At 58.8% G+C, this 18,386-nt stretch carries 17 protein-coding genes; 5 read left to right on the top strand and 12 right to left on the bottom strand.

Annotated features, from left to right (window positions below; genetic code table 11):
* Nucleotides 1-316 precede the first annotated feature (316 nt).
* From IEX01_RS15090 to IEX01_RS15080, 3 genes are all read right to left on the bottom strand, one after another.
* The gene (locus tag IEX01_RS15090; protein WP_139025662.1) at nucleotides 317-1,420 is read right to left on the bottom strand and encodes a branched-chain amino acid ABC transporter substrate-binding protein; all 1,104 of its coding nucleotides are present in this window, start codon (nucleotides 1,418-1,420) and stop codon (nucleotides 317-319) included.
* Between the two features lie 249 nt (nucleotides 1,421-1,669).
* Nucleotides 1,670-2,911 (bottom strand): aromatic amino acid transport family protein, encoded by a 1,242-nt coding sequence (locus IEX01_RS15085; RefSeq protein ID WP_048888775.1) that lies wholly within the window; start codon nucleotides 2,909-2,911, stop codon nucleotides 1,670-1,672.
* A 196-nt stretch (nucleotides 2,912-3,107) separates the two neighbouring features.
* Nucleotides 3,108-4,373 (bottom strand): 4-aminobutyrate--2-oxoglutarate transaminase, encoded by a 1,266-nt coding sequence (locus IEX01_RS15080; RefSeq protein ID WP_024559793.1) that lies wholly within the window; start codon nucleotides 4,371-4,373, stop codon nucleotides 3,108-3,110.
* Nucleotides 4,374-4,491: 118 nt separating this feature from the next.
* On the opposite strand from IEX01_RS15080, the gene pdxR reads away from it, so the two are divergent.
* On the top strand, nucleotides 4,492-5,985 hold the full coding sequence (gene pdxR, locus IEX01_RS15075) for a MocR-like pyridoxine biosynthesis transcription factor PdxR (RefSeq protein ID WP_024557063.1): 1,494 nt from the start codon (nucleotides 4,492-4,494) through the stop codon (nucleotides 5,983-5,985).
* 56 nt (nucleotides 5,986-6,041) lie between these two features.
* Here the strand turns inward: pdxR and rpoH are convergent, their stop codons facing one another.
* The 4 genes from rpoH to ftsY all read right to left on the bottom strand — a co-directional run bounded on the left by rpoH (nucleotide 6,042) and on the right by ftsY (nucleotide 10,388).
* Nucleotides 6,042-6,899, bottom strand: coding sequence for an RNA polymerase sigma factor RpoH (gene rpoH / locus IEX01_RS15070; RefSeq protein ID WP_024557064.1), 858 nt, complete (start codon nucleotides 6,897-6,899; stop codon nucleotides 6,042-6,044).
* Nucleotides 6,900-7,163: 264 nt separating this feature from the next.
* Nucleotides 7,164-8,219 carry a permease-like cell division protein FtsX gene (gene ftsX, locus IEX01_RS15065; protein ID WP_034881892.1) on the bottom strand — a complete coding sequence of 352 codons (1,056 nt, stop codon included), beginning with the start codon at nucleotides 8,217-8,219 and terminating at the stop codon, nucleotides 7,164-7,166.
* Nucleotides 8,212-8,880: a cell division ATP-binding protein FtsE gene (gene ftsE / locus IEX01_RS15060; protein ID WP_024557066.1), complete on the bottom strand. Its 669-nt coding sequence runs from the start codon at nucleotides 8,878-8,880 to the stop codon at nucleotides 8,212-8,214. Before ftsE ends, ftsX begins: the two co-directional genes overlap by 8 nt.
* 2 nt (nucleotides 8,881-8,882) lie before the next feature.
* The gene (gene ftsY, locus IEX01_RS15055; RefSeq protein WP_048888772.1) at nucleotides 8,883-10,388 is read right to left on the bottom strand and encodes a signal recognition particle-docking protein FtsY; all 1,506 of its coding nucleotides are present in this window, start codon (nucleotides 10,386-10,388) and stop codon (nucleotides 8,883-8,885) included.
* A 190-nt stretch (nucleotides 10,389-10,578) separates the two neighbouring features.
* Here ftsY and rsmD point away from each other — a divergent pair, with 190 nt between their 5' ends.
* Both rsmD and IEX01_RS15045 read left to right on the top strand, forming a co-directional pair.
* Entirely contained in the window at nucleotides 10,579-11,175 is a 597-nt protein-coding gene (rsmD, locus tag IEX01_RS15050) for a 16S rRNA (guanine(966)-N(2))-methyltransferase (protein ID WP_024557068.1), read from the top strand.
* A complete protein-coding gene (locus IEX01_RS15045; protein ID WP_024557069.1) occupies nucleotides 11,165-11,434 on the top strand; it encodes a DUF1145 family protein in 270 nt (89 codons plus the stop codon). The genes rsmD and IEX01_RS15045 overlap by 11 nt, the downstream gene beginning before the upstream one ends.
* Here IEX01_RS15045 and IEX01_RS15040 read toward each other — a convergent pair.
* Nucleotides 11,431-11,796 (bottom strand): DUF2500 domain-containing protein, encoded by a 366-nt coding sequence (locus IEX01_RS15040; RefSeq protein ID WP_188724112.1) that lies wholly within the window; start codon nucleotides 11,794-11,796, stop codon nucleotides 11,431-11,433. The two genes, IEX01_RS15045 and IEX01_RS15040, sit on opposite strands and share 4 nt — an antisense overlap.
* Before the next feature lie 141 nt (nucleotides 11,797-11,937).
* Between IEX01_RS15040 and IEX01_RS15035 the strand changes: the two genes are divergently transcribed.
* Nucleotides 11,938-12,564, top strand: a complete 627-nt coding sequence (locus tag IEX01_RS15035) for a lysoplasmalogenase (RefSeq protein ID WP_024557071.1) — start codon at nucleotides 11,938-11,940, stop codon at nucleotides 12,562-12,564.
* 64 nt (nucleotides 12,565-12,628) lie between these two features.
* Nucleotides 12,629-14,863, top strand: a complete 2,235-nt coding sequence (zntA, locus tag IEX01_RS15030; protein WP_373289690.1) for a Zn(II)/Cd(II)/Pb(II) translocating P-type ATPase ZntA — start codon at nucleotides 12,629-12,631, stop codon at nucleotides 14,861-14,863.
* Nucleotides 14,864-15,109: 246 nt separating this feature from the next.
* Here the strand turns inward: zntA and IEX01_RS15025 are convergent, their stop codons facing one another.
* The 4 genes from IEX01_RS15025 to tusA form a co-directional block, all read right to left on the bottom strand.
* Nucleotides 15,110-16,396, bottom strand: coding sequence for a TRAP transporter large permease (locus IEX01_RS15025; protein ID WP_188724110.1), 1,287 nt, complete (start codon nucleotides 16,394-16,396; stop codon nucleotides 15,110-15,112).
* A 15-nt stretch (nucleotides 16,397-16,411) separates the two neighbouring features.
* Nucleotides 16,412-16,921 (bottom strand): TRAP transporter small permease, encoded by a 510-nt coding sequence (locus tag IEX01_RS15020; RefSeq protein ID WP_024557074.1) that lies wholly within the window; start codon nucleotides 16,919-16,921, stop codon nucleotides 16,412-16,414.
* Between the two features lie 46 nt (nucleotides 16,922-16,967).
* Nucleotides 16,968-17,951, bottom strand: a complete 984-nt coding sequence (locus IEX01_RS15015) for a TRAP transporter substrate-binding protein (protein ID WP_024557075.1) — start codon at nucleotides 17,949-17,951, stop codon at nucleotides 16,968-16,970.
* A gap of 187 nt (nucleotides 17,952-18,138) precedes the next feature.
* Entirely contained in the window at nucleotides 18,139-18,384 is a 246-nt protein-coding gene (tusA, locus tag IEX01_RS15010) for a sulfurtransferase TusA (protein WP_048888769.1), read from the bottom strand.
* Nucleotides 18,385-18,386: the final 2 nt, after the last annotated feature.

The raw sequence follows: 18,386 nt of genomic DNA, 5'->3' as shown, positions 1-18,386 counted from the left end.
CCCACCGTCGTGGGTTGAAGGGTGCAGCTCACGCCGCTGCAGCGCCAAAGGCGCCGCAACATATTTCCCCAAGAATTTCGTGCTACAGCAAGGCAGCAAACCCTGAAATCCCCGGGAGCTTACATCCGTAAGTGACCGGGGTTGAAGGGTGCAGCTAACGCCGCTGTAGCGCCAAAGGCGCCGCAGCATATTTTCCCAGGGATTTCGTGCTACAGCAAGGCGGCAAACCCTGAAATCCCCGGGAGCTTACATCCGTAAGTGACCGGGGTTGAAGGGTGCAGCTAACGCCGCTGTAGCGCGAAAGGCGCCGGGGAAATTATTTGGCGTCGGTGGCCGTGCCGTTAGCATGCCAGGTAAACACGCCGAACTCAAAGCCCTTCAGGTCGCCCTTTTCATCCCAGGAGAGCGGGCCCATCACCGTTTCCACGGAGCTGCCTTTCAGGTATTTGGCGATAGCCGCCGGGTCGTCGCTCTGGTTCAGGCCTGCCGCCAGCGATTGCAGCGCGGCGTAGGTGGTCCAGACGAAAGCGCCGCTCGCATCCTGCTTGTTCGCTTTGATGGCGTCTACAATCGGTTTGTTTGCCGGCACCTGATCGTAGTTCTTCGGCTTGGTAACCAGCATTCCTTCGGCAGATTCGCCTGCGATGTTCGAGAGCGACACGTTCGCTACCCCTTCAGGCCCCATAAACTGGGTTTTCAGGCCCGCCGCACGGGACTGGCGCAGAATCTGCCCCATTTCCGGGTGATAACCGCCGTAGTAAACGAAGTCGATGTTTTCTTTCTTCAGGCGCGCCACCAGGGTGGAGAAATCTTTCTCGCCCGCGGTAATGCCGTCAAAGAAGACCACGTTCGCTTTACCTTTTTTCAGGTTGTCCTGCACCGCGCGCGCCAGGCCTTCGCCATACTGCTGTTTGTCATGGATGATGGCGATGCGCTGCGGTTTCACTTTCTCCAGAATGTATTTCGCCGCCGTCGGCCCCTGATCGGAGTCCAGACCGGTAGTGCGCAGGATCAGCTGATAACCGCGAGCGGTCAGCTCCGGCGCGGTGGCGGCCGGGGTGATCATCAGAATGCCTTCGTCTTCGTAAATGTCAGACGCAGGCTGCGTGGAAGAGGAGCAGAGGTGGCCAATAACATATTTAATGCCGTCGTTAACCACTTTGTTCGCTACCGCGACCGCCTGTTTCGGGTCGCAGGCGTCGTCATATTTTACCGCTACGAGCTTATTGCCCTTAATGCCGCCTTTGGCGTTGATGTCTTTAATCGCCTGCTCGGCACCGGTAAACTCCTGGTCGCCGTACTGCGCTACCGGACCGGACATCGCCCCGACCACCGCGACTTTAATATCTTCCGCCATCGCCGCGCTGCTCATTGCCAGAGCGATACATCCCGCCAGTAAGGCTTTACCCATCATTTTCATCCTGAGCTTCCCCATTGTTGTGGTTTTTGCAGTTGTGTTGTTGTTTTGTTTTGACACTTTATTTTAGCCTCACAATAGAGTTCAGCATTTAATGCCATGTACGGCGAATACCGCCCGTGTCCTGGCAGCATACTCTGCTAAAACATACCCCATTTTTTTGAATTTGGAATCACTATTTTTCACGTCAATATCGGCAGGATATGGCGAAAAAACATACGCCGCGCCAGTCGGGCGGCGTGATATCGGGGTTTACCAGCCTGCGGGCAGATAACCGAGGGCGGAGAGAACGGCATAAACCGCGCTCGCAAGATAGAGCAACACGATGGTCGCCTGAATCAGCGGATGCGTGCTCCAGCTGCACTGCCAGCGCGGCGTAAGCTCTCCTCTGCGGCGGGCGCCTTTAAGAATGAGAATAGGCATGATGGAGAGGATAACTCCGCTGAATACCCCGGCGAAATAGAGGGCGTTCACAAAGGAGACCATGCCGCTGTAGGCCAGCGCGAAAGGCGGCAGCGCCACAATAAGCAGCACGCCAACGCGCTTAAGCGGCTGCGCGTCGTCGCCCAGGCGGAATTTATCAAAGATATTGGTCAGGAAACTGCCGCCAAGCCCCCAGTAGGAAGTGAGCATGGCGCAGAGCGCGAAAATATTGGCGGAGAAGAAAGCCCACTCGCCCAGCGCGCGTCCCCAGGAGATAGTCGCCACTTCTGAAACCTGCTCCAGCCCGTTGAGCGCAATCACCGAAAGCGGTACGAGGGTGAGCAAAAGAAAAGTCAGCGCCATGCCGACGATAATCGCCTTCGGCAGCTTTTCCGGCTTATCGGCAAAACCGCGCGCCATCTCCGGCACGATATATTGCGCCGCAAAGCAAAAGGCCGTGACGTTAAAAACCGGCACCATATAACGCCAGTCGCCATCCAGCAGGTAACGAACCTGCGTTGTCTCTTTTAGCAGCGTGGCCACCACCAGCACGCTTATCATCACCACCATGCCGATGCTGATAAATTTCTCGCCGCGGCCGATGGCTTTCAGGCCGAGCCAGAGCACGCCCGCCGCCGGGATAAAAAAAAGCAGGCTGCCCATGGCGGGCGACAGACCAAACAGCGAGTGAAGGAGTTTGCCGCTGCCGGTCATGTAGGCGGTGAGCGCCCCTACGCTGTTGACGCAAACCGAGGCGAACATCATCCAGGCGCCGAACCGCCCGACATAGCGCGCCGCCAGGCCGCTCAGCTGTAAGTGCGAGCGGGTGCGCAGCGTGGCTTCCGCAACATAGAGCATGGTGATGGTGGTCAGCGTGCCGACGAGCGCCAGCCAGAAGAGCAGCGGCAAAAAGCCGGCTTTGCTGGAGGCGTAAGCGATGGAAAGCACCCCGGCGCCAATATTAGTGCCGACGATCATCGCGACGCCTTCCACGAAGCTTAACGATTTAGCGGGTGCGGCGGCCCGTTCGCGGGCGCGCCAGAGCGAGGCGGGAGTCGTGTTTTCAGACATAATTCTTCCTTAAATATCCGGCGGCTGAAGGCGCCGGTAGCGAGTGTGTTCACGTGTTTGATTTTTTTGCTTTTAATGAGAGTTAAGCGTCCGGCTTAAAGGCGCGGTCCCTGCCTGAGAGCCCAAAGGCGCGCTGTCATGGCCTGTCGAACGATAACAGGCCATAACGCAGGCGCCCTCGGGATGTCCGGTTCCCTTAGCGCGTTAAGGCGCGGGAGAGAATGTCGAGCGCTTTGCGGAACTGCGCGTCGGGAATAGTGAGCGGATAGAGGAAACGGATAACGTTGCCATAAACGCCGCAGCTCAGCAGCAGCAGCCCTTCCTGCTGGGCACGGGCCTGCACTTCGCGAGTGAATTCCGGGGAAGGCTTGCCGGTTTGCGGATCGTTAAACTCCACCGCCACCATCGAACCCTGCGCGCGGATATCGGCAATGGCTGGACAGCGCTCGCGCGCCTGCTTCAGTACTTCAACCAGATGCAGGCCGAGCTCCTGGGCGCGCTGGCACAGGTTTTCCTGCTCAATAACATCCAGCACGGCGTGGGCCGCCGCTACCGCTAATGGGTTGCCGGCATAGGTGCCGCCAAGGCCGCCCGGCGCGGGCGCATCCATTACTTCGGCACGCCCGACCACGCCAGAGAGCGGCATGCCGCCCGCCAGGCTTTTCGCCATGGTGATAAGGTCTGCCTTCACGCCGTAATGTTCCATGGCGAAGAGCTTGCCGGTACGGGCGAAGCCGGTCTGCACTTCGTCGGCAATCAGCAGAATGCCGTGCTCGTCGCACAGCGCGCGCAGCGCCTGCATAAAGGCGGGCGGCGCCACGTTAAAGCCCCCTTCTCCCTGCACCGGCTCAAGGATGATGGCCGCCACCTGATCCGGCGCGATATCCGCTTTGAAGATGCGCTCAAGGCTCGCCATGGCGTCGTCAACCGAAACGCCGTGCAGCTCGTTCGGATACTGTCCGTGATAAACGGAACCGGGGAACGGCCCGAAGCCGATTTTATAAGGCGCCACTTTGCCGGTAAGCGCCATGGTCATAAAGGTACGGCCATGGAACCCGCCGCCAAAGGTAATCAGCCCCGGGCGGCGCGTATAAGCGCGGGCGATTTTAACGGCGTTTTCCACCGCTTCCGCGCCGGTAGTAAAAAACGCGGTTTTCGCCGGGCCGTTGACCGGTGCGCGCTCGTTGATGCGCTCAGCCAGCGACACATAGCTTTCGTAAGGAACGATCTGGTAGGCGGTATGGGTAAACGCCTGCAGCTGTTTTTCAATCGCCGCGACGACCGTCGGGTGACGGTGACCCGTGTTCAGCACCGCGATGCCCGCGGCAAAGTCGATAACTTCGTTGCCTTCCACGTCCCACAGGGTCGCGTTTTCGGCTTTCTCGGCGTAAAAACCGCACATGACGCCAACACCGCGTGGGGTGGCGCTCTGACGACGTTGATTCAAATCTGAATTTTTCACCCTCAATCTCCTGCTGATAAACGTCACTTTTTAGCAACAAACCTGAAACAGTGACGTTTATTTACACAGTCTATGGCCCTATAATCGAGTACCAGTCTGGTTTAATTGAGGGATCCAATTGCGTTCTTTAGTGGCCGATCTCTTAGCCGTCCGGCTCGGCGAGCAGCAGGACGAATTGCTACACAAGCGACTCTATAACGCTATCCGCCTGTCGATTCTGGATGGCAGCCTGCCGCCGCAATGCCGCCTTCCGCCTACCCGGGATCTTGCCCGTGAACTCGGCCTTTCACGCAACACAATTTTAACAGTTTATGAACAACTGCTGGCGGAAGGATATGTTTTATCTCGTCAGGGAAGCGGAACATTCGTCGCCGATGTGGCGCCGGACAAATTGTTATCTGCGCCGGTGATGGCGCCTGGGGAGCATATTGACGCGCCCCCTGTTAGCTTCTCTTCCCGAGGGAAATGGCTGCTGGATCACATCAGCGCCAGCCCGCGCCAGTGGGGAGCCTTTATTCCCGGCGTGCCGGATGTGAACGCTTTTCCCCATCAGCTTTTCAGTAAAATGCAGGCGCGCATCAGCCGCCGTCCTACGCCGCAGCGCCTCACCTACAGCAGCCAGGGCGGCACGCCGGAGCTGCAACATGCGCTGGCGAATTACCTGCGGGTAGCCCGTTCGGTTCAGTGCTCGCCCGAACAGGTGCTGATCACCGAAGGCATTCATCAGGCCATCGATCTGGTGGCGCGCATGTTGTGCGACAGCGGCGATGAAGCCTGGGTGGAAGAGCCTTCCTACTGGGGGATACGCAACGTCCTCCAGATGAACGACGTGAAGATTTGTCCGGTGCCGGTGGACTCCGCCGGCCTGGTTCCGCCGGAGCGCACAAGCGCCGCGCCGCGCCTGATCTTCGTTACCCCGTCTCACCAGTATCCGCTCGGCGCGGTGATGAGCCTGGAGCGCCGTCAACGGCTGCTGGCGTTAGCGCGCCAGAACGGCAGCTGGATTGTGGAAGATGATTATGACAGCGAATTTCGCTTCTCCGGCCAGCCAATTCCGGCGCTGCAGGGGCTGATGCCCGACCCGCCGGTGATTTACATCGGCACCTTCAGCAAAACGCTCTATCCGGGGCTGCGGCTGGGCTATGTCGTGCTGCCGCGCGCCCTGGCGCAGGAGATGAAAGCGGCGCACGCCGAGCTTTACCGTGGCGGCCATTCGCTTATTCAGGCGGCGCTGGCGGAGTTTATCGAAGCGGGCCATTACAGCGCCCACATCCGGCGCATGCGCCTGCTTTACGGGCGGCGGCGCGCCTTCCTCACCGGGCTGATAACCCGCTATCTTGGCCCGCAGGCGCTTTCCGACTTCAGCGATAACGCCGGGCTGCACCTGGTGCTGAACCTGCCGCCAGAGGCGGACGATATCGCCATCGCAAAGCGTGCCAACGCGCGCGATATCCTGGTGCGGCCGCTCTCCAGCTACTACCTGACGGAAAACCGGCGGCGCGGTCTGCTAATGGGGTTTGCCTGCGTGCCGGAGGAAAAAATGGAAGGGGCGTTTAAGGCATTGATGCAGTGCATCAATGACGTCTGTCCGCAGGCAGCCGAAGGGCTATAAAAACAAAACGCCCCACGGCCAGAGGCTCAGCGGGGCGTTCACGGGACTGACGGGGGTTACGCTTCGATAGCGGCGCGCAGTTTTTTCATCGCATTCTTTTCAAGCTGACGCACGCGTTCGGCGGAAACGCCGTAACGGTCGGCCAGCTCCTGCAGCGTGCTCTTGTTGTCTTCATCCAGCCAACGGGCGCGGATGATCTGCTGGCTGCGCTCGTCCAGACCCTGCATCGCGTAGGTGAGTTTGTCCGCAGCGTGCTCATCCCAGTTATCGTCTTCGATGCCATCGGCGAAGTTCGACGATTTATCCTGCAGATAAAGCACCGGCGCCATGGGCTGACCCTCGCCAGCGTCATCATCGGAGGACATATCAAACGTCATGTCCTGCGCCGCCATACGCGACTCCATCTCGCGCACGTCTTTGCTGGAAACGCCCAGCTCGCGGGCCACCATTTCCACTTCGTCCTGGTTAAACCAGCCCAGACGCTGCTTGGTTTTACGCAGGTTGAAGAACAGCTTGCGCTGCGCTTTAGTGGTAGCGACTTTCACGATGCGCCAGTTGCGCAGCACGTACTCGTGAATTTCCGCTTTAATCCAGTGTACGGCGAAGGAAACCAGGCGCACGCCCACTTCTGGGTTAAAGCGACGCACGGCTTTCATCAGGCCGATATTGCCTTCCTGAATCAAATCCGCCTGCGGCAGGCCATAGCCTGCGTAATTACGGGCAATATGAACAACAAAGCGCAGGTGAGACAGGATCAGCTTTTTAGCTGCTTCCAGATCGCCCTGGTAATGCAGCCTTTCAGCCAGCGCCCGCTCTTCGTCTGCCGACAACATCGGCCAGGCGTTGGCGGCCCGGATATAAGACTCCAGGTTACCTACCGGGGCTAAAGCTAAATTTTGCATTTCTTTGGTCATTCAAATCCTCTCATTCGACATCTTACCGGCGTTGGTATGTCCCCATCAGGCAACAGACGCACCGGCGTTGTGAGCAACGAGACTACCATTCACTCATTACTATGACAGTGATTTTATCCACAAGTTCCATGCGAAGCTGTGAATAAATTACACACATTCTGTGACAGAGCAATGAAAACGCGGCAAGAGGTACAGCGGTGATAAGCGTTACTGCATCCCCTGCAACGGGAACTCGTAGCAGGGGATGATTATAACAAATATTTTTTATTCGGGGGTAAAGTGACGTAAATGTTGCACGGTGGCAAGCCAGGCAGCCAGCCAGCCGATCATCGAGCAAACCAGCAGCAACAACAGGCACTCATCGAAAGACAAGCCGTTGATTTCAAAAGTGGTTCCGAAAACTTTCGCCACGTCAGAAACCGCGCTCGAGAGCCGCAGCACCAAAATTTCTGAAAGAATCAGTGAAAGTAAAGCGCCCGAAAAGCCAAGTAAAGCGCCGCCGTACAGGAACGGACGCAGGATAAACCCATCCGTTGCGCCAATCAGTTTCTGCACGTTGATGGTGTCGCGCCGGGCGAAAATGCTCAGACGCACGCTGTTGCCGATAACCAGGAACACTGCGGCGACCATCAGCACGCCGATCATCGCCGACACGCGGCCCACAAGGCTTGTCAGCGCCGCCAGCCGGGCGAACCAGCTGTCGTCCATACGCACTTCATCAATGCCGTGGATACGGGAGATGCGATCGCGCAGCGTAGTAAGCGCTTCGGTGCTCTGGAAATCCAGCTTTGGCACGACGACCGCCACGGCGGGCAGCGGGTTTTCTTCCAGCATATCCAGCGCGCCGCCAAAGCCCGACCAGTTGCGGAATTCGCCAAGCGCCTCATCGCGCGAAAGATAATTCACCTTTTCCACGCCCTGCTCGGCCTGAAGCTGACCCACTACCTGTTGCGCTGCGTCATCATCCAGCGCCTTGTCGAAATAGACGGTGATTTGCGGCGAAGGATAATACTGCGAGGCCGCCTGGTTGACGTTTTTGTAAACCATATAGCAGACGCTTGGCAACGTCAGAGAGATGGCGATAACCATCACCGTCAGAAACGTCGCGAACGGCTTGCTTTTCAGGTCCGCCAGCGCGCCCTGCCAGGCGTAACGCATCTGTTCGTTAATGCCGCCCTTACGGGATTTACCTTTGCCGCTCGTCGCTTTCGCACGCTTTGGCGAAGGCTTGCCCGGCTCGCCCCCGCGCCGCTGTTGGTTGTAATCGTTCAGCTTGTTGCTGAAGCGGCGAATCTGATTAAGCGCGTCGCGTTTATTCACCAGCCAGGCCTCCATGCAAATGCCCGTCGCTCAGGGATAACACACGGTACGCACGGCGGGAGATAAGCCCGGTGTCATGCGTCGCCATCAATACGGTTACCCCTACGCGATTAAACTCCTCAAAAAGACGCAAAATCCCTTCCGAGAGCGCGTCGTCCAGGTTGCCGGTCGGTTCATCCGCCAGCAGCACCGCCGGTTTGTTCACCACCGCACGGGCGATGCCGACGCGCTGCTGCTCGCCGCCGGAGAGTTGAATCGGAAAGTTTTTCGCTTTGTCCAGCAGCCCCACTTTATCCAGCGCCGCCGACACGCGACGACGAATGTCTTCGCCGCTGGCGCCAGCGATAATCAGCGGGATCGCCACATTATCGTAAACCGTTCTGTCCATCAGCAGATGGTGATCCTGAAAGATCATGCCAATCTGGCGGCGCAGGAACGGCACTTCGCTGTTTTTCAGGCGGCTGATTTCATGACCGCTGAAAAAAATCTTGCCGGCGCTGGGCCGCTCAATGCCGCAAATGAGCTTGAGCAGGGTGCTTTTCCCGGCGCCGGAATGGCCGGTCAGAAACGCCATCTCGCCCGGCTGCAGGTGAAAAGTCACCCCCTGCAGCGCTTGTCTCCCACCGAGATAGGCTTTGCTGACGTGTTCAAAGCGAATCATTGTTAATCCTCTCGGGCAAAAAGTGCCTCAATAAAATCGCCCGCGTTAAACGGACGCAAATCTTCAATACGTTCACCGACGCCGATATAGCGAATCGGAATGTGGAACTGGTCCGCCACCGAGAAGATAACGCCCCCTTTGGCGGTGCCGTCGAGCTTGGTCAGCGTAATGCCGGTCAGCCCAACCGCTTCGTGGAACAGCTTCGCCTGACTTACCGCGTTCTGCCCGGTGCTGGCGTCGATGGTGAGCATCACTTCATGCGGCGCGTCCACATCGAGCTTTTTCATCACGCGCACAATCTTTTTCAACTCTTCCATCAGGTGCGCTTTATTCTGCAAACGCCCTGCGGTGTCGGCAATCAACACGTCAACATTACGCGCTTTCGCCGCCTGGATGGCGTCGAAGATAACCGAGGCGGAATCCGCGCCGGTGTGCTGAGCGATAACCGGAATATTGTTGCGCTGGCCCCAGACCTGAAGCTGCTCAACCGCCGCCGCGCGGAACGTATCCCCGGCCGCCAGCATGACGGTCTTGCCCTGCTGCTCAAACTGGCGCGCCAGCTTGCCGATGGTGGTAGTTTTACCCACGCCGTTTACGCCGACCATCAGAATCACGAACGGGCTCTTGCCTTCAATATTAAGCGGCTCATCCACTTTCGCGAGAATATCACCCATCTCTTCTTTCAGCAGACCGTAGAGCGCTTCGGCGTCGCGCAGCTGTTTACGGCTGGCCCCTTCGGTGAGATGGTTGATGATGCGGCGCGTGGTTTCCACGCCGACATCCGCAATCAACAGCTGTTCTTCCAGTTCCTCGAACAGATCGTCGTCGATTTTTTTGCCGCGGAACAGGCTGATAAATCCGGAACCGAGATTCTCTTTGGTTTTCAGCAGGCTGCGCTTAAGGCGGGCGAAGAAACCCTCTTTGGTCGGCTTCTCTTGCTCAACGGGCGCCGCTTCTTCAGCGGTTTCCGGCGCATCTTGCGCCTCGATGTCATCAAGGATCTCTTCCGCTTCCGGCTGCGCCGCCAGGGCCAGCGCCGCGAGTTCTTCCTCGTCGATGGCCTCTTCCTGCGACTCGATTTCCTGCTCCGGCTGCCAGGCTTCCGGCTCCGCTTCTGCGGTTACCTCTTCCGGCAGCGGCAGCGTTTCGTGCTCAATCTCAGCGAGGGGCTCTGGCTCAATTTCGGCAACGACCTCGGGTTCCGCCTCAAGCGGCGCGGCTTGCTGGACGGTTTCCTGCTCTTCATGAGCGGCGGCCGCCTCTTGCTCTTGCGCTACCTGCTCGCTGACTTCAACCACATCCTGCGCAAACGTCTCCGACTCCGCGAGCGTGTGCGGCTCGGCCTGTTCTTCGCGCTGCGTTTCTTCAGGCGCGACGGGCGCGGCTTCAGCCGGTTTTTCTTCAACCGCCTGCTGCTCTGCTACTTGTTGTTCTTCCTGCGCTGGCGCCTCGTCTTTCTGGCCAAAACCGAGCCAGGAAAAAAAGCCACGTTTTTTCTCTTTTGCCATTGGCGAATACACTCCTCGCGGTTAAGTCATGGCGCAGTCCCGTCGTCACCGCGCGGGTACTGAAAAAATTGCAAATGAATACGTTAGTCTACCACTTTCCCTGCGGGGCGGCACGCGAGGGGATTGAGGTTTCGTCCGCCCCTCTGCGCCGCTAGAATAGCAGGCCAGATTGTTGAGCGCAGTGAGCATAATGAAGAAACCCACCACCTCCGGCAGCGGACAGATCCGCATTATTGGCGGGCAGTGGCGCGGCCGGAAACTTCCGGTCCCCGACAGCCCCGGCCTTCGTCCTACCACTGACAGGGTGCGCGAAACCCTGTTTAACTGGCTCGCCCCTTATCTGGTAGACGCCCGCTGCCTCGACTGTTTCGCCGGCAGCGGCGCGCTGGGCCTTGAGGCGCTCTCTCGCTATGCGGCCAAAGCCACGCTGCTTGAGATGGAGCGCGGCGTCGCGCAGCAGTTGCAAAAGAACCTGGCGACGCTAAAGGCGAGCAACGCACAGGTAGTGAACACTAACACACTTAATTACCTTAACCAGCCGGGCGAACCGTACGACATTGTTTTTGTCGACCCGCCTTTTCGTAAAGGCTTGCTGGAAGAGACGCTGAAACTGCTGGAAACGCAGGGTTGGCTTGCCAGCGGCGCGATGGTCTATGTTGAAAGCGAAGTGGAAAACGGCTTGCCGCCAGTGCCGGCAAGCTGGCGGCTGCATCGCGAAAAAGTCGCGGGACAGGTTGCTTACCGCCTTTATTCGCTTGAAACACAAGGAGAAGAAGATGTTGATTAATCTGGGTCGCCTGTTGATGCTCTGCGTCTGGGCCTTTCTTATTCTGAATATCGTTCAGCCTTTTCCGCGGCCGCTCAATATCTTTGTCAACGTGGCGCTGATCTTTATGGTGCTGATGCATGGCCTGCAGTTGAGCCTGCTGAAAGCGACACAGCCGAAAGAGGGGCCGGCGCTTAGCCGCGCACAGCAGTTGCGCATTTTTATCTTTGGCGTGTTTGAACTTCTCGCCTGGCAGAAACAGCAAAAGCGCCCGCGTTAACGGGCCGGGTCGAGGACGAAGCGAATAAAGCGCGTCCCCTGATAGCTGAGCGTGCCGGTCTCTCCCACCGCTAACGCATGATATTGCTCCGCCTCCAGACGAAACGTCATCGCCAGCCCGCCGTCTGGCGCCCGAAAGCTCGCCTCATAACGCATCGTCTGCGCAGGCGGCGCCACCTCACGCTGGCGCGAGCGCTGCTCGTTCGCCGCTTTTTCACGTTTGTTCATCACTTTCATACGCTTTTCCACCACGGGCGCGGCGTCATTGGCGCCGTTTTCGCGCCGCTGGTGCATGAAGCGAAATGAAGCGGCAACAACGATTAAGAGGATGATAATAATGAAAAAAAGCGGTGGTTTACTCATGCTGGCTGCCTGAATCGCGGATACATTTTAAGAATACCCCGTAGCGACTGACGTTGTCATCCCGACGCTTCGACCACTAGACTGAAAGGTAGAGCCGTGCGCTGAGCGCACCCGTTACCATAACTGATTCAGGGACTTATCATGCTTTGGTCGTTTATTGCTGTCCTTCTTTCCGGCTGGCTGTATGTGGATGCCTCCTACCGTGGTCCGGCGTGGCAACGCTGGGTATTTAAGCCGCTTACGCTGCTCTTGCTGCTGTTGCTCGCCTGGCAGGCGCCGCTGGCGGAACCCGTGGGCTATCTGGTGCTTGCCGGGCTGGTCGCGACGCTTGCGGGCGATGCGCTGACGCTGCTGCCGCGCCAGCAGTTGCTCTATGCCACCGGGGCGTTTTTCCTTTCGCACCTGCTTTACACCATCTATTTCGCCAGCCAGATGTCGATGTCTTTCTTCTGGCCGCTGCCGCTGGCGCTGCTGGTGATTGGCGCGGCGCTTATCGCCACCATCTGGACGCGGCTTGATACGCTGCGCTGGCCGGTCTGCACGTATATCGGCATGACGCTGGTGATGGTGTGGCTTGCGGGCGAGCTCTACTTCTTCCGCCCGACCGATACCAGTTTCTCCGGCTTTGTGGGCGCGTCGCTGCTGCTGCTCGGCGTTATCGTCTGGCTCGGCAGCCATTACCGTAAGCGCTTTACCGGCGACAGCGCCATCGCAGCGGCCTGTTACTTCGCCGGCCACTTCATGATCGTACGTTCGCTCTATCTCTGATAGCCGACGAAAACTCACATCCCCCCTTGACTCTGGAGTCGACTCCAGAGTGTATCCTCCGGTAATGAGAAAATTATCGTTACCGGAGGATGCCATGCCCTCTTCTTCTCCTGGCCCCGTTAAAACACCGCAATTCGAGAAGATGAAACTTAATCCATTGCCTGAAGCGAAGCCCTGCTGCCCGGGCGGTACGTGTGCAGCGGATGCGCCGGAAGCGACGCCGGATATCGCCGCTCGCCTGAGCTGGCGCGTGGAGGGGATGGACTGCGCCGCCTGCGCGCGCAAGGTAGAGAATGCCGTGCGTCAGGTTCCCGGCGTACGCCAGGTGCAGGTCGCGTTCGCTACCGAAAAACTGCTGGTGGACGCGCCGGATGAGGCCCGTGAAGCGATAGCGCGCGCCGTCAACGCCGCAGGCTATACGCTACGCGACGCCCGCGCGCCGGTGGCCGACACTGCCAGCTGGCGCGATTACCTGCCCATTATTACCCTCCTCTCGCTGATGCTTATCAGCTGGGGGCTTGAGCATGTCAATCACCCTTACGGCAAGCTGGCTTTTGTGGCGACCACGCTGGTCGGCCTGTGGCCCGTGGCGCGGCAGGCGTTCCGGCTGATGCGCAGCGGCAGTTGGTTTGCCATAGAGACGCTGATGAGCGTGGCGGCGACGGGCGCCTTAATTATCGGCGCGACCGCTGAAGCGGCGATGGTGCTGCTGCTGTTTCTTATTGGCGAGCAGCTGGAAGGCTGGGCGGCGAAGCGCGCGCGAAAAGGCGTCAGCGCGCTGGTGGCGCTGCGCCCGGAGACCGCCGTTCGTCTGCACAACGGCCAGCGTGAAAGCGTGGCGCTGGAAACGCTGCGTCCCGGCGATGTGATAGAGGTGGCGGCGGGCGGACGTTTGCCCGCGGATGGCAGGCTGCTTTCTCCTTTCGCAAGCTTTGATGAAAGCGCTCTGACGGGTGAGTCGCTGCCCGTTGAACGTCAGCAGGGGGAAAAAGTGGCGGCGGGCGCCACCAGCGTGGACCGGCTGGTGCAGCTTGAGGTGGTGAGCGAACCGGGCGACAGCGCTATAGACCGCATTCTTCGGCTGATTGAAGAAGCGGAAGAGCGCCGCGCGCCCATCGAGCGTTTCATTGACCGCTTCAGCCGCCTCTATACGCCTGCGATCATGCTGCTGGCGCTGCTGGTCATGGTTATCCCTCCGCTCTTTTTCGCCGCCGCCTGGCAGGAGTGGATTTATAAAGGGCTGGCACTGCTGCTGATTGGCTGCCCCTGCGCGCTGGTTATCTCCACGCCTGCGGCTATCACGTCGGGCCTTGCCGCCGCTTCGCGGCGCGGCGTGCTGATAAAAGGGGGCGCGGCGCTGGAGATGTTAGGCCGCGTGCGACAGATAGCGTTTGATAAAACCGGCACGCTGACCGCCGGCAAGCCGCACGTCACGGCGATAACCGCTGAGCGAGGCCTGGAAGAGGCCGCCTTGCTGGCTTTTGCCGCCGCCGTTGAACAGGGCAGCACGCACCCGCTGGCGCAGGCCATCATTCATGAGGCGGCCCAGCGTAACGTGGCGCCGTTGCGAACCCGGGCGCAGCGTACGCTGGCGGGCGTGGGCGTGGAAGCCGAAGTGGAAGGACGCGTCGTGCGCCTTAGCGCGCCGGATAAAACGCAGATGGAGATACCGGACCGCTGGCGACAGCGGATCCGCGAGCAAGAGGCGCAGGGGCAGACCGTGGTGCTTGTAGAATGTGAAGGCGAACTGCTCGGCACGCTGGCGCTGCGCGACACGCTTCGCCCGGACGCTCGCGAGGCGGTAGAACGCCTTCGCGCGCTGGGCATTCAGAGCGTAATGCTGACCGGGGATAATCCGCGCGCTGCGGCAGCCATCGCCGGTGAAGCAGGCATGGATTATCGCGCAAACCTGCTGCCTGGCGATAAAGTCGCGGCCATTAACGAGCTTAACCGCCGCGCGCCGCTGGCGATGGTGGGCGACGGCATTAACGACGCGCCCGCCATGAAGGCTTCCGCCATTGGCATCGCCATGGGCAACGGCACCGACGTGGCGCTGGAAACCGCCGATGCGGCGCTGACCCACAGCCGCCTGACGGAATTGCCGTCGATGATAAAACTCGCTCGCGCGACTCACCGCAACATCCGGCAGAATGTCGCTATCGCGCTGGGGTTAAAGGGCATTTTCCTGGTCACCACGCTGCTCGGCATGACCGGCCTGTGGCTGGCGGTGCTGGCGGATACGGGCGCCACGGTGCTGGTAACCGCCAACGCCCTGCGGCTGCTGCGTAAAGGGCGGTGAGGGGTATACAGGTAAAATGGGGTGGCGCTGCGCTTACCCATACGACAAAACAACCACCGTCGATGCGGCGGTTGTTTATGGCGGCGGCCCTTTTGCCGCAAATCAGGATGATTAAGGGGGCGGCGCGCCCCCGTAACCTCTTCGCGTGAGGGAGCGCGTCATGGAAAGCCCGCGCTTCAGCAAACAGGCTCTTCCGCCGCCCGAACAGCGTATCCAGGGCGGCTAAGCGCAACGTTAACCAACCTCTTACATCATCCCCAACATTCCCGGCAGCCAGAGCGATATCGCCGGAATGTAAGTCACCATCGCCAGTACAATCAGCAGCACGGCGTAAAAGGGCAGCATAGAGCGCACCACCGCCTCAATCTTCTGCTTGCTGACTGCGCTTGCCACAAACAGCACCGAGCCCACCGGCGGGGTAATCAGGCCGATCCCGAGGTTCACCATCATGATCATGCCGAAATGCACCGGATCGATGCCAAGCGTATTGGTCACCGGCAGCAATACGGGCGTGAGGATAAGGATAATCGGCGCCATATCCATCAGCGTGCCGATAAGCAGCAGCATGACGTTGAGATACATCAGAATGACGTACTTGTTATCCGAGAGCGACGTAAAAAACTCGGTGATGCGCGTCGGCAGCTGCATGTAGGTCATTACCGCGCCAAACGCCGCCGCGAAGCCTATCAGGATCATGACGATAGTGACGGTTTTTACCGTACGGCAAAGCAGTTTCGGCAGCTCATTCCATTTGTAGTCGCGGTAAATAAACATTGTGACGAAGAAGGCCCAGACGCAGGCGACCGCCGCCGATTCCGTCGCGGTAAATACCCCCGTCAGAATGCCGCCCAGGATAATCACCACCGTCATCAGCCCCCAGAGCGCGTCGACAAAAATTTTCAGCGCCTGTTTCATCGGAATGCGCTCGCCTTTCGGGTAGCCGCGCTTGCGGGCAAAGGCCAGACAGAGCACAACCAGACACATCCCGAGCAGCAATCCCGGCAAGACGCCGGCGATAAACAGCGTGGCGATGGAGACCGTGCCGCCCGCCGCCAGTGAATAAAGCACCGAGTTATGGCTTGGCGGAATGAGGATAGCCTGCACCGAACCGCTCGCTGTCACCGCCGCCGCGTAGTCGCGCGGGTAGCCCTTTTTTTCCATCTCCGGGATCATCACACTGCCGATAGAGGCCGTATCCGCAACCGACGAGCCGGAAATGGCGCCGAAAAAGGTGGAAGCGACAATGTTCACCAGTGACAGGCCGCCGCGCACAAATCCGACAAACAGGTAGGCGAAGTTCACCAGACGGCGCGCAATGCCCCCTTCCGCCATAATGGCGCCCGCGAGGATAAAGAACGGAATAGCCAGCAGCGTGAACTTATTCACCCCGCTGGTGATTTGAATCATCAGCGCTTCCAGCGGCAGCTCGATCCATAACGCGCCCGCCACAGCGCTTAACCCTACGGCGAAAGCCACCGGCATGCCCACCGCCAGCAACACCGCGAGGGTGGCCAGTAAAATGAATGCGTCCATTGGTATGTCACCCCGTCAGCTGTGGTTGCCAATCAGCACTACTGGGCGGTTCTCCTGGGAACCGAACAGCAGGCGTTCAATGACGAACAGGATTAAGATCGCCGCGCCGACAGGCAGCGGCAGGTAAGTTTCCCCGGAGGTGACGACAGGGAACTCCGCGACAGGCTGCTCCCACAGTTCGAGGCAAAGAAAGTAGCTGTAGTAAAACATTACCAGCGAGATGACCAGCATCAGCACGTCCACAACGCGCGCCAGCAGGCCCTGCCAGAACGGCGGCAGACGGTCGGTCAGCATGTTCACGGCGATGTGCGACCCGGCGCGATACCCCACGGCTGCGCCAATAAAGGTGAACGTCACCATGCAGATAATGGCGACCGGCTCCGGCCAGGACTCCGCCCGATTGAGAACATAGCGGGAGAAAACGTTAATCGGGATAATAACGGTCATCACCACCAGCGCCAGCCCGGCGACGGCCATGGCGAACAGGTAAAGCTTGTCCATACAGGATAAGTAAAAGCGGGACATAACGCCTCCGGGAAAAGGTGCAGCGCCGGTTGTCCGGCGCAGGGAATTACTGAACGTCCGCTATCGCTTTCATCAGATCCTGATGCTTTTCACCATACTGCTGGCGCACAGGCTCAGTGGCCTTCACAAACCAGGCTTTGTCGATGTCGTGGAACTGCACGCCGCCCGCTTTCATCTTGTCGAGGGCCTGCTTGTTATAGGCATTCCACAGCTCGCGCTGCTCCATTTGCGCTTCGCGGGCGAGCTTCAGGATGGTTTGCTGCTGTTCAGGCTTGAGCTTGTCCCACTTCGCTTTGGAATAAAGCAGCATTTCCGGAATGATAAAGTGGCCGCTCAGGGTGTAGTTTTTAGCGACCGGCAGGTAGTTGTGGGCGATATAAGTCGGCGGGTTGTTCTCTGCGCCGTCAATCACGCCGGTTTGCAGGCCGCTGTAAACCTCGCTCACCCCCATCGCGACCGCGCTCGCGCCCATGTCTTTCAGCGTGGCGAGCGCCACCGGGCTGCCCTGTACGCGGATTTTCATCCCGTTCAGGTCTTCCGGCTTCGCCACTGCGTTTTTGGTAATGAGGTTGCGGGTGCCGGAATCCATCCAGCCCAGGAAAACCAGACGAGATTTCGGATTGCTGGTGAGTTTATCGCCAATCTGCTTGCCGATGTCGCCGTCGATAATCTTGTGCATATGGTCTTCATCGCGGAAAACGTAAGGCAGCGTGAAGACTTCGATTTCCGGCAGGATGGCGGCGACAGGCGCCATCGAGACGCGAATCATGTCGATGGCGCCCATCTGCGCCTGTTCAATCATCTGTTTTTCATCGCCCAGCACGCCGCCCGGAAACACTTTAATCTCCAGCTCGCCGTTAGTCTGCTGTTTGAGTTTATCGCCCATATGCTGGACGGCGACGACATTCGGGTACCCTTGCGGATGCACATCGGCAGCTTTGATCACCTGCGCCGACGCGGCGGTCGCAAACATCAGTGACGCGGTGGACAGGCACAGGCCAGCCAGGCCTGTTAATAAGGTCTTTTTCATCGGGTCAGCTCCAGCAGAGTAAGAGGCAAGATATAAAACGCTGTTTTGATTTGCCGCTTAAAACTAGCTTAAGCCTGGTAAAACGGAGGTGAAGCGCCTCACAAAAGTGAAAGCTTTGAAACAAGGTTTTAAAAAGAATGTGACGAAGGTTCAGGGCAGCCGCTTAATCGGGACTGCCCACGCATTATCAGTGCCCTTTGCGCAAGATATAGCGATAGGGCAGCGTTTCCGTCTGCTGGGCGAGCAATTCATGTTCCATAAAACGGCAAAAGCCCGGTATATCACGGGTAGTGGCCGGGTCATCGGCAATAATGAGCAGCGTCTCGCCTGTCTGCATATGGCGAACGGTTTTACGCACCATCATTACCGGTTCCGGGCAACGCAGCCCCTGGGCGTCCAGCGTATGGTCGGGATTGGCGAACAGGTCGGTCATTT

Source organism: Franconibacter daqui (assembly GCF_014644275.1).
Lineage (GTDB): Bacteria > Pseudomonadota > Gammaproteobacteria > Enterobacterales > Enterobacteriaceae > Franconibacter > Franconibacter pulveris.
This window is presented reverse-complemented; position numbering and strand designations above follow the sequence as displayed.

Coding starts and splice junctions, on each gene's coding strand:
- IEX01_RS15035 (WP_024557071.1), top strand. CDS start 11,938: ATGCTTTGGTCGTTTATTGCTGTCCTTCTTTCCGGCTGGCTGTATGTG.
- zntA (WP_373289690.1), top strand. CDS start 12,629: ATGAGAAAATTATCGTTACCGGAGGATGCCATGCCCTCTTCTTCTCCT.
- IEX01_RS15040 (WP_188724112.1), bottom strand. CDS start 11,796: ATGAGTAAACCACCGCTTTTTTTCATTATTATCATCCTCTTAATCGTT.
- rsmD (WP_024557068.1), top strand. CDS start 10,579: ATGAAGAAACCCACCACCTCCGGCAGCGGACAGATCCGCATTATTGGC.
- IEX01_RS15025 (WP_188724110.1), bottom strand. CDS start 16,396: ATGGACGCATTCATTTTACTGGCCACCCTCGCGGTGTTGCTGGCGGTG.
- tusA (WP_048888769.1), bottom strand. CDS start 18,384: ATGACCGACCTGTTCGCCAATCCCGACCATACGCTGGACGCCCAGGGG.
- IEX01_RS15020 (WP_024557074.1), bottom strand. CDS start 16,921: ATGTCCCGCTTTTACTTATCCTGTATGGACAAGCTTTACCTGTTCGCC.
- ftsE (WP_024557066.1), bottom strand. CDS start 8,880: ATGATTCGCTTTGAACACGTCAGCAAAGCCTATCTCGGTGGGAGACAA.
- IEX01_RS15015 (WP_024557075.1), bottom strand. CDS start 17,951: ATGAAAAAGACCTTATTAACAGGCCTGGCTGGCCTGTGCCTGTCCACC.
- ftsY (WP_048888772.1), bottom strand. CDS start 10,388: ATGGCAAAAGAGAAAAAACGTGGCTTTTTTTCCTGGCTCGGTTTTGGC.
- IEX01_RS15090 (WP_139025662.1), bottom strand. CDS start 1,420: ATGAAAATGATGGGTAAAGCCTTACTGGCGGGATGTATCGCTCTGGCA.
- IEX01_RS15085 (WP_048888775.1), bottom strand. CDS start 2,911: ATGTCTGAAAACACGACTCCCGCCTCGCTCTGGCGCGCCCGCGAACGG.
- rpoH (WP_024557064.1), bottom strand. CDS start 6,899: ATGACCAAAGAAATGCAAAATTTAGCTTTAGCCCCGGTAGGTAACCTG.
- IEX01_RS15045 (WP_024557069.1), top strand. CDS start 11,165: ATGTTGATTAATCTGGGTCGCCTGTTGATGCTCTGCGTCTGGGCCTTT.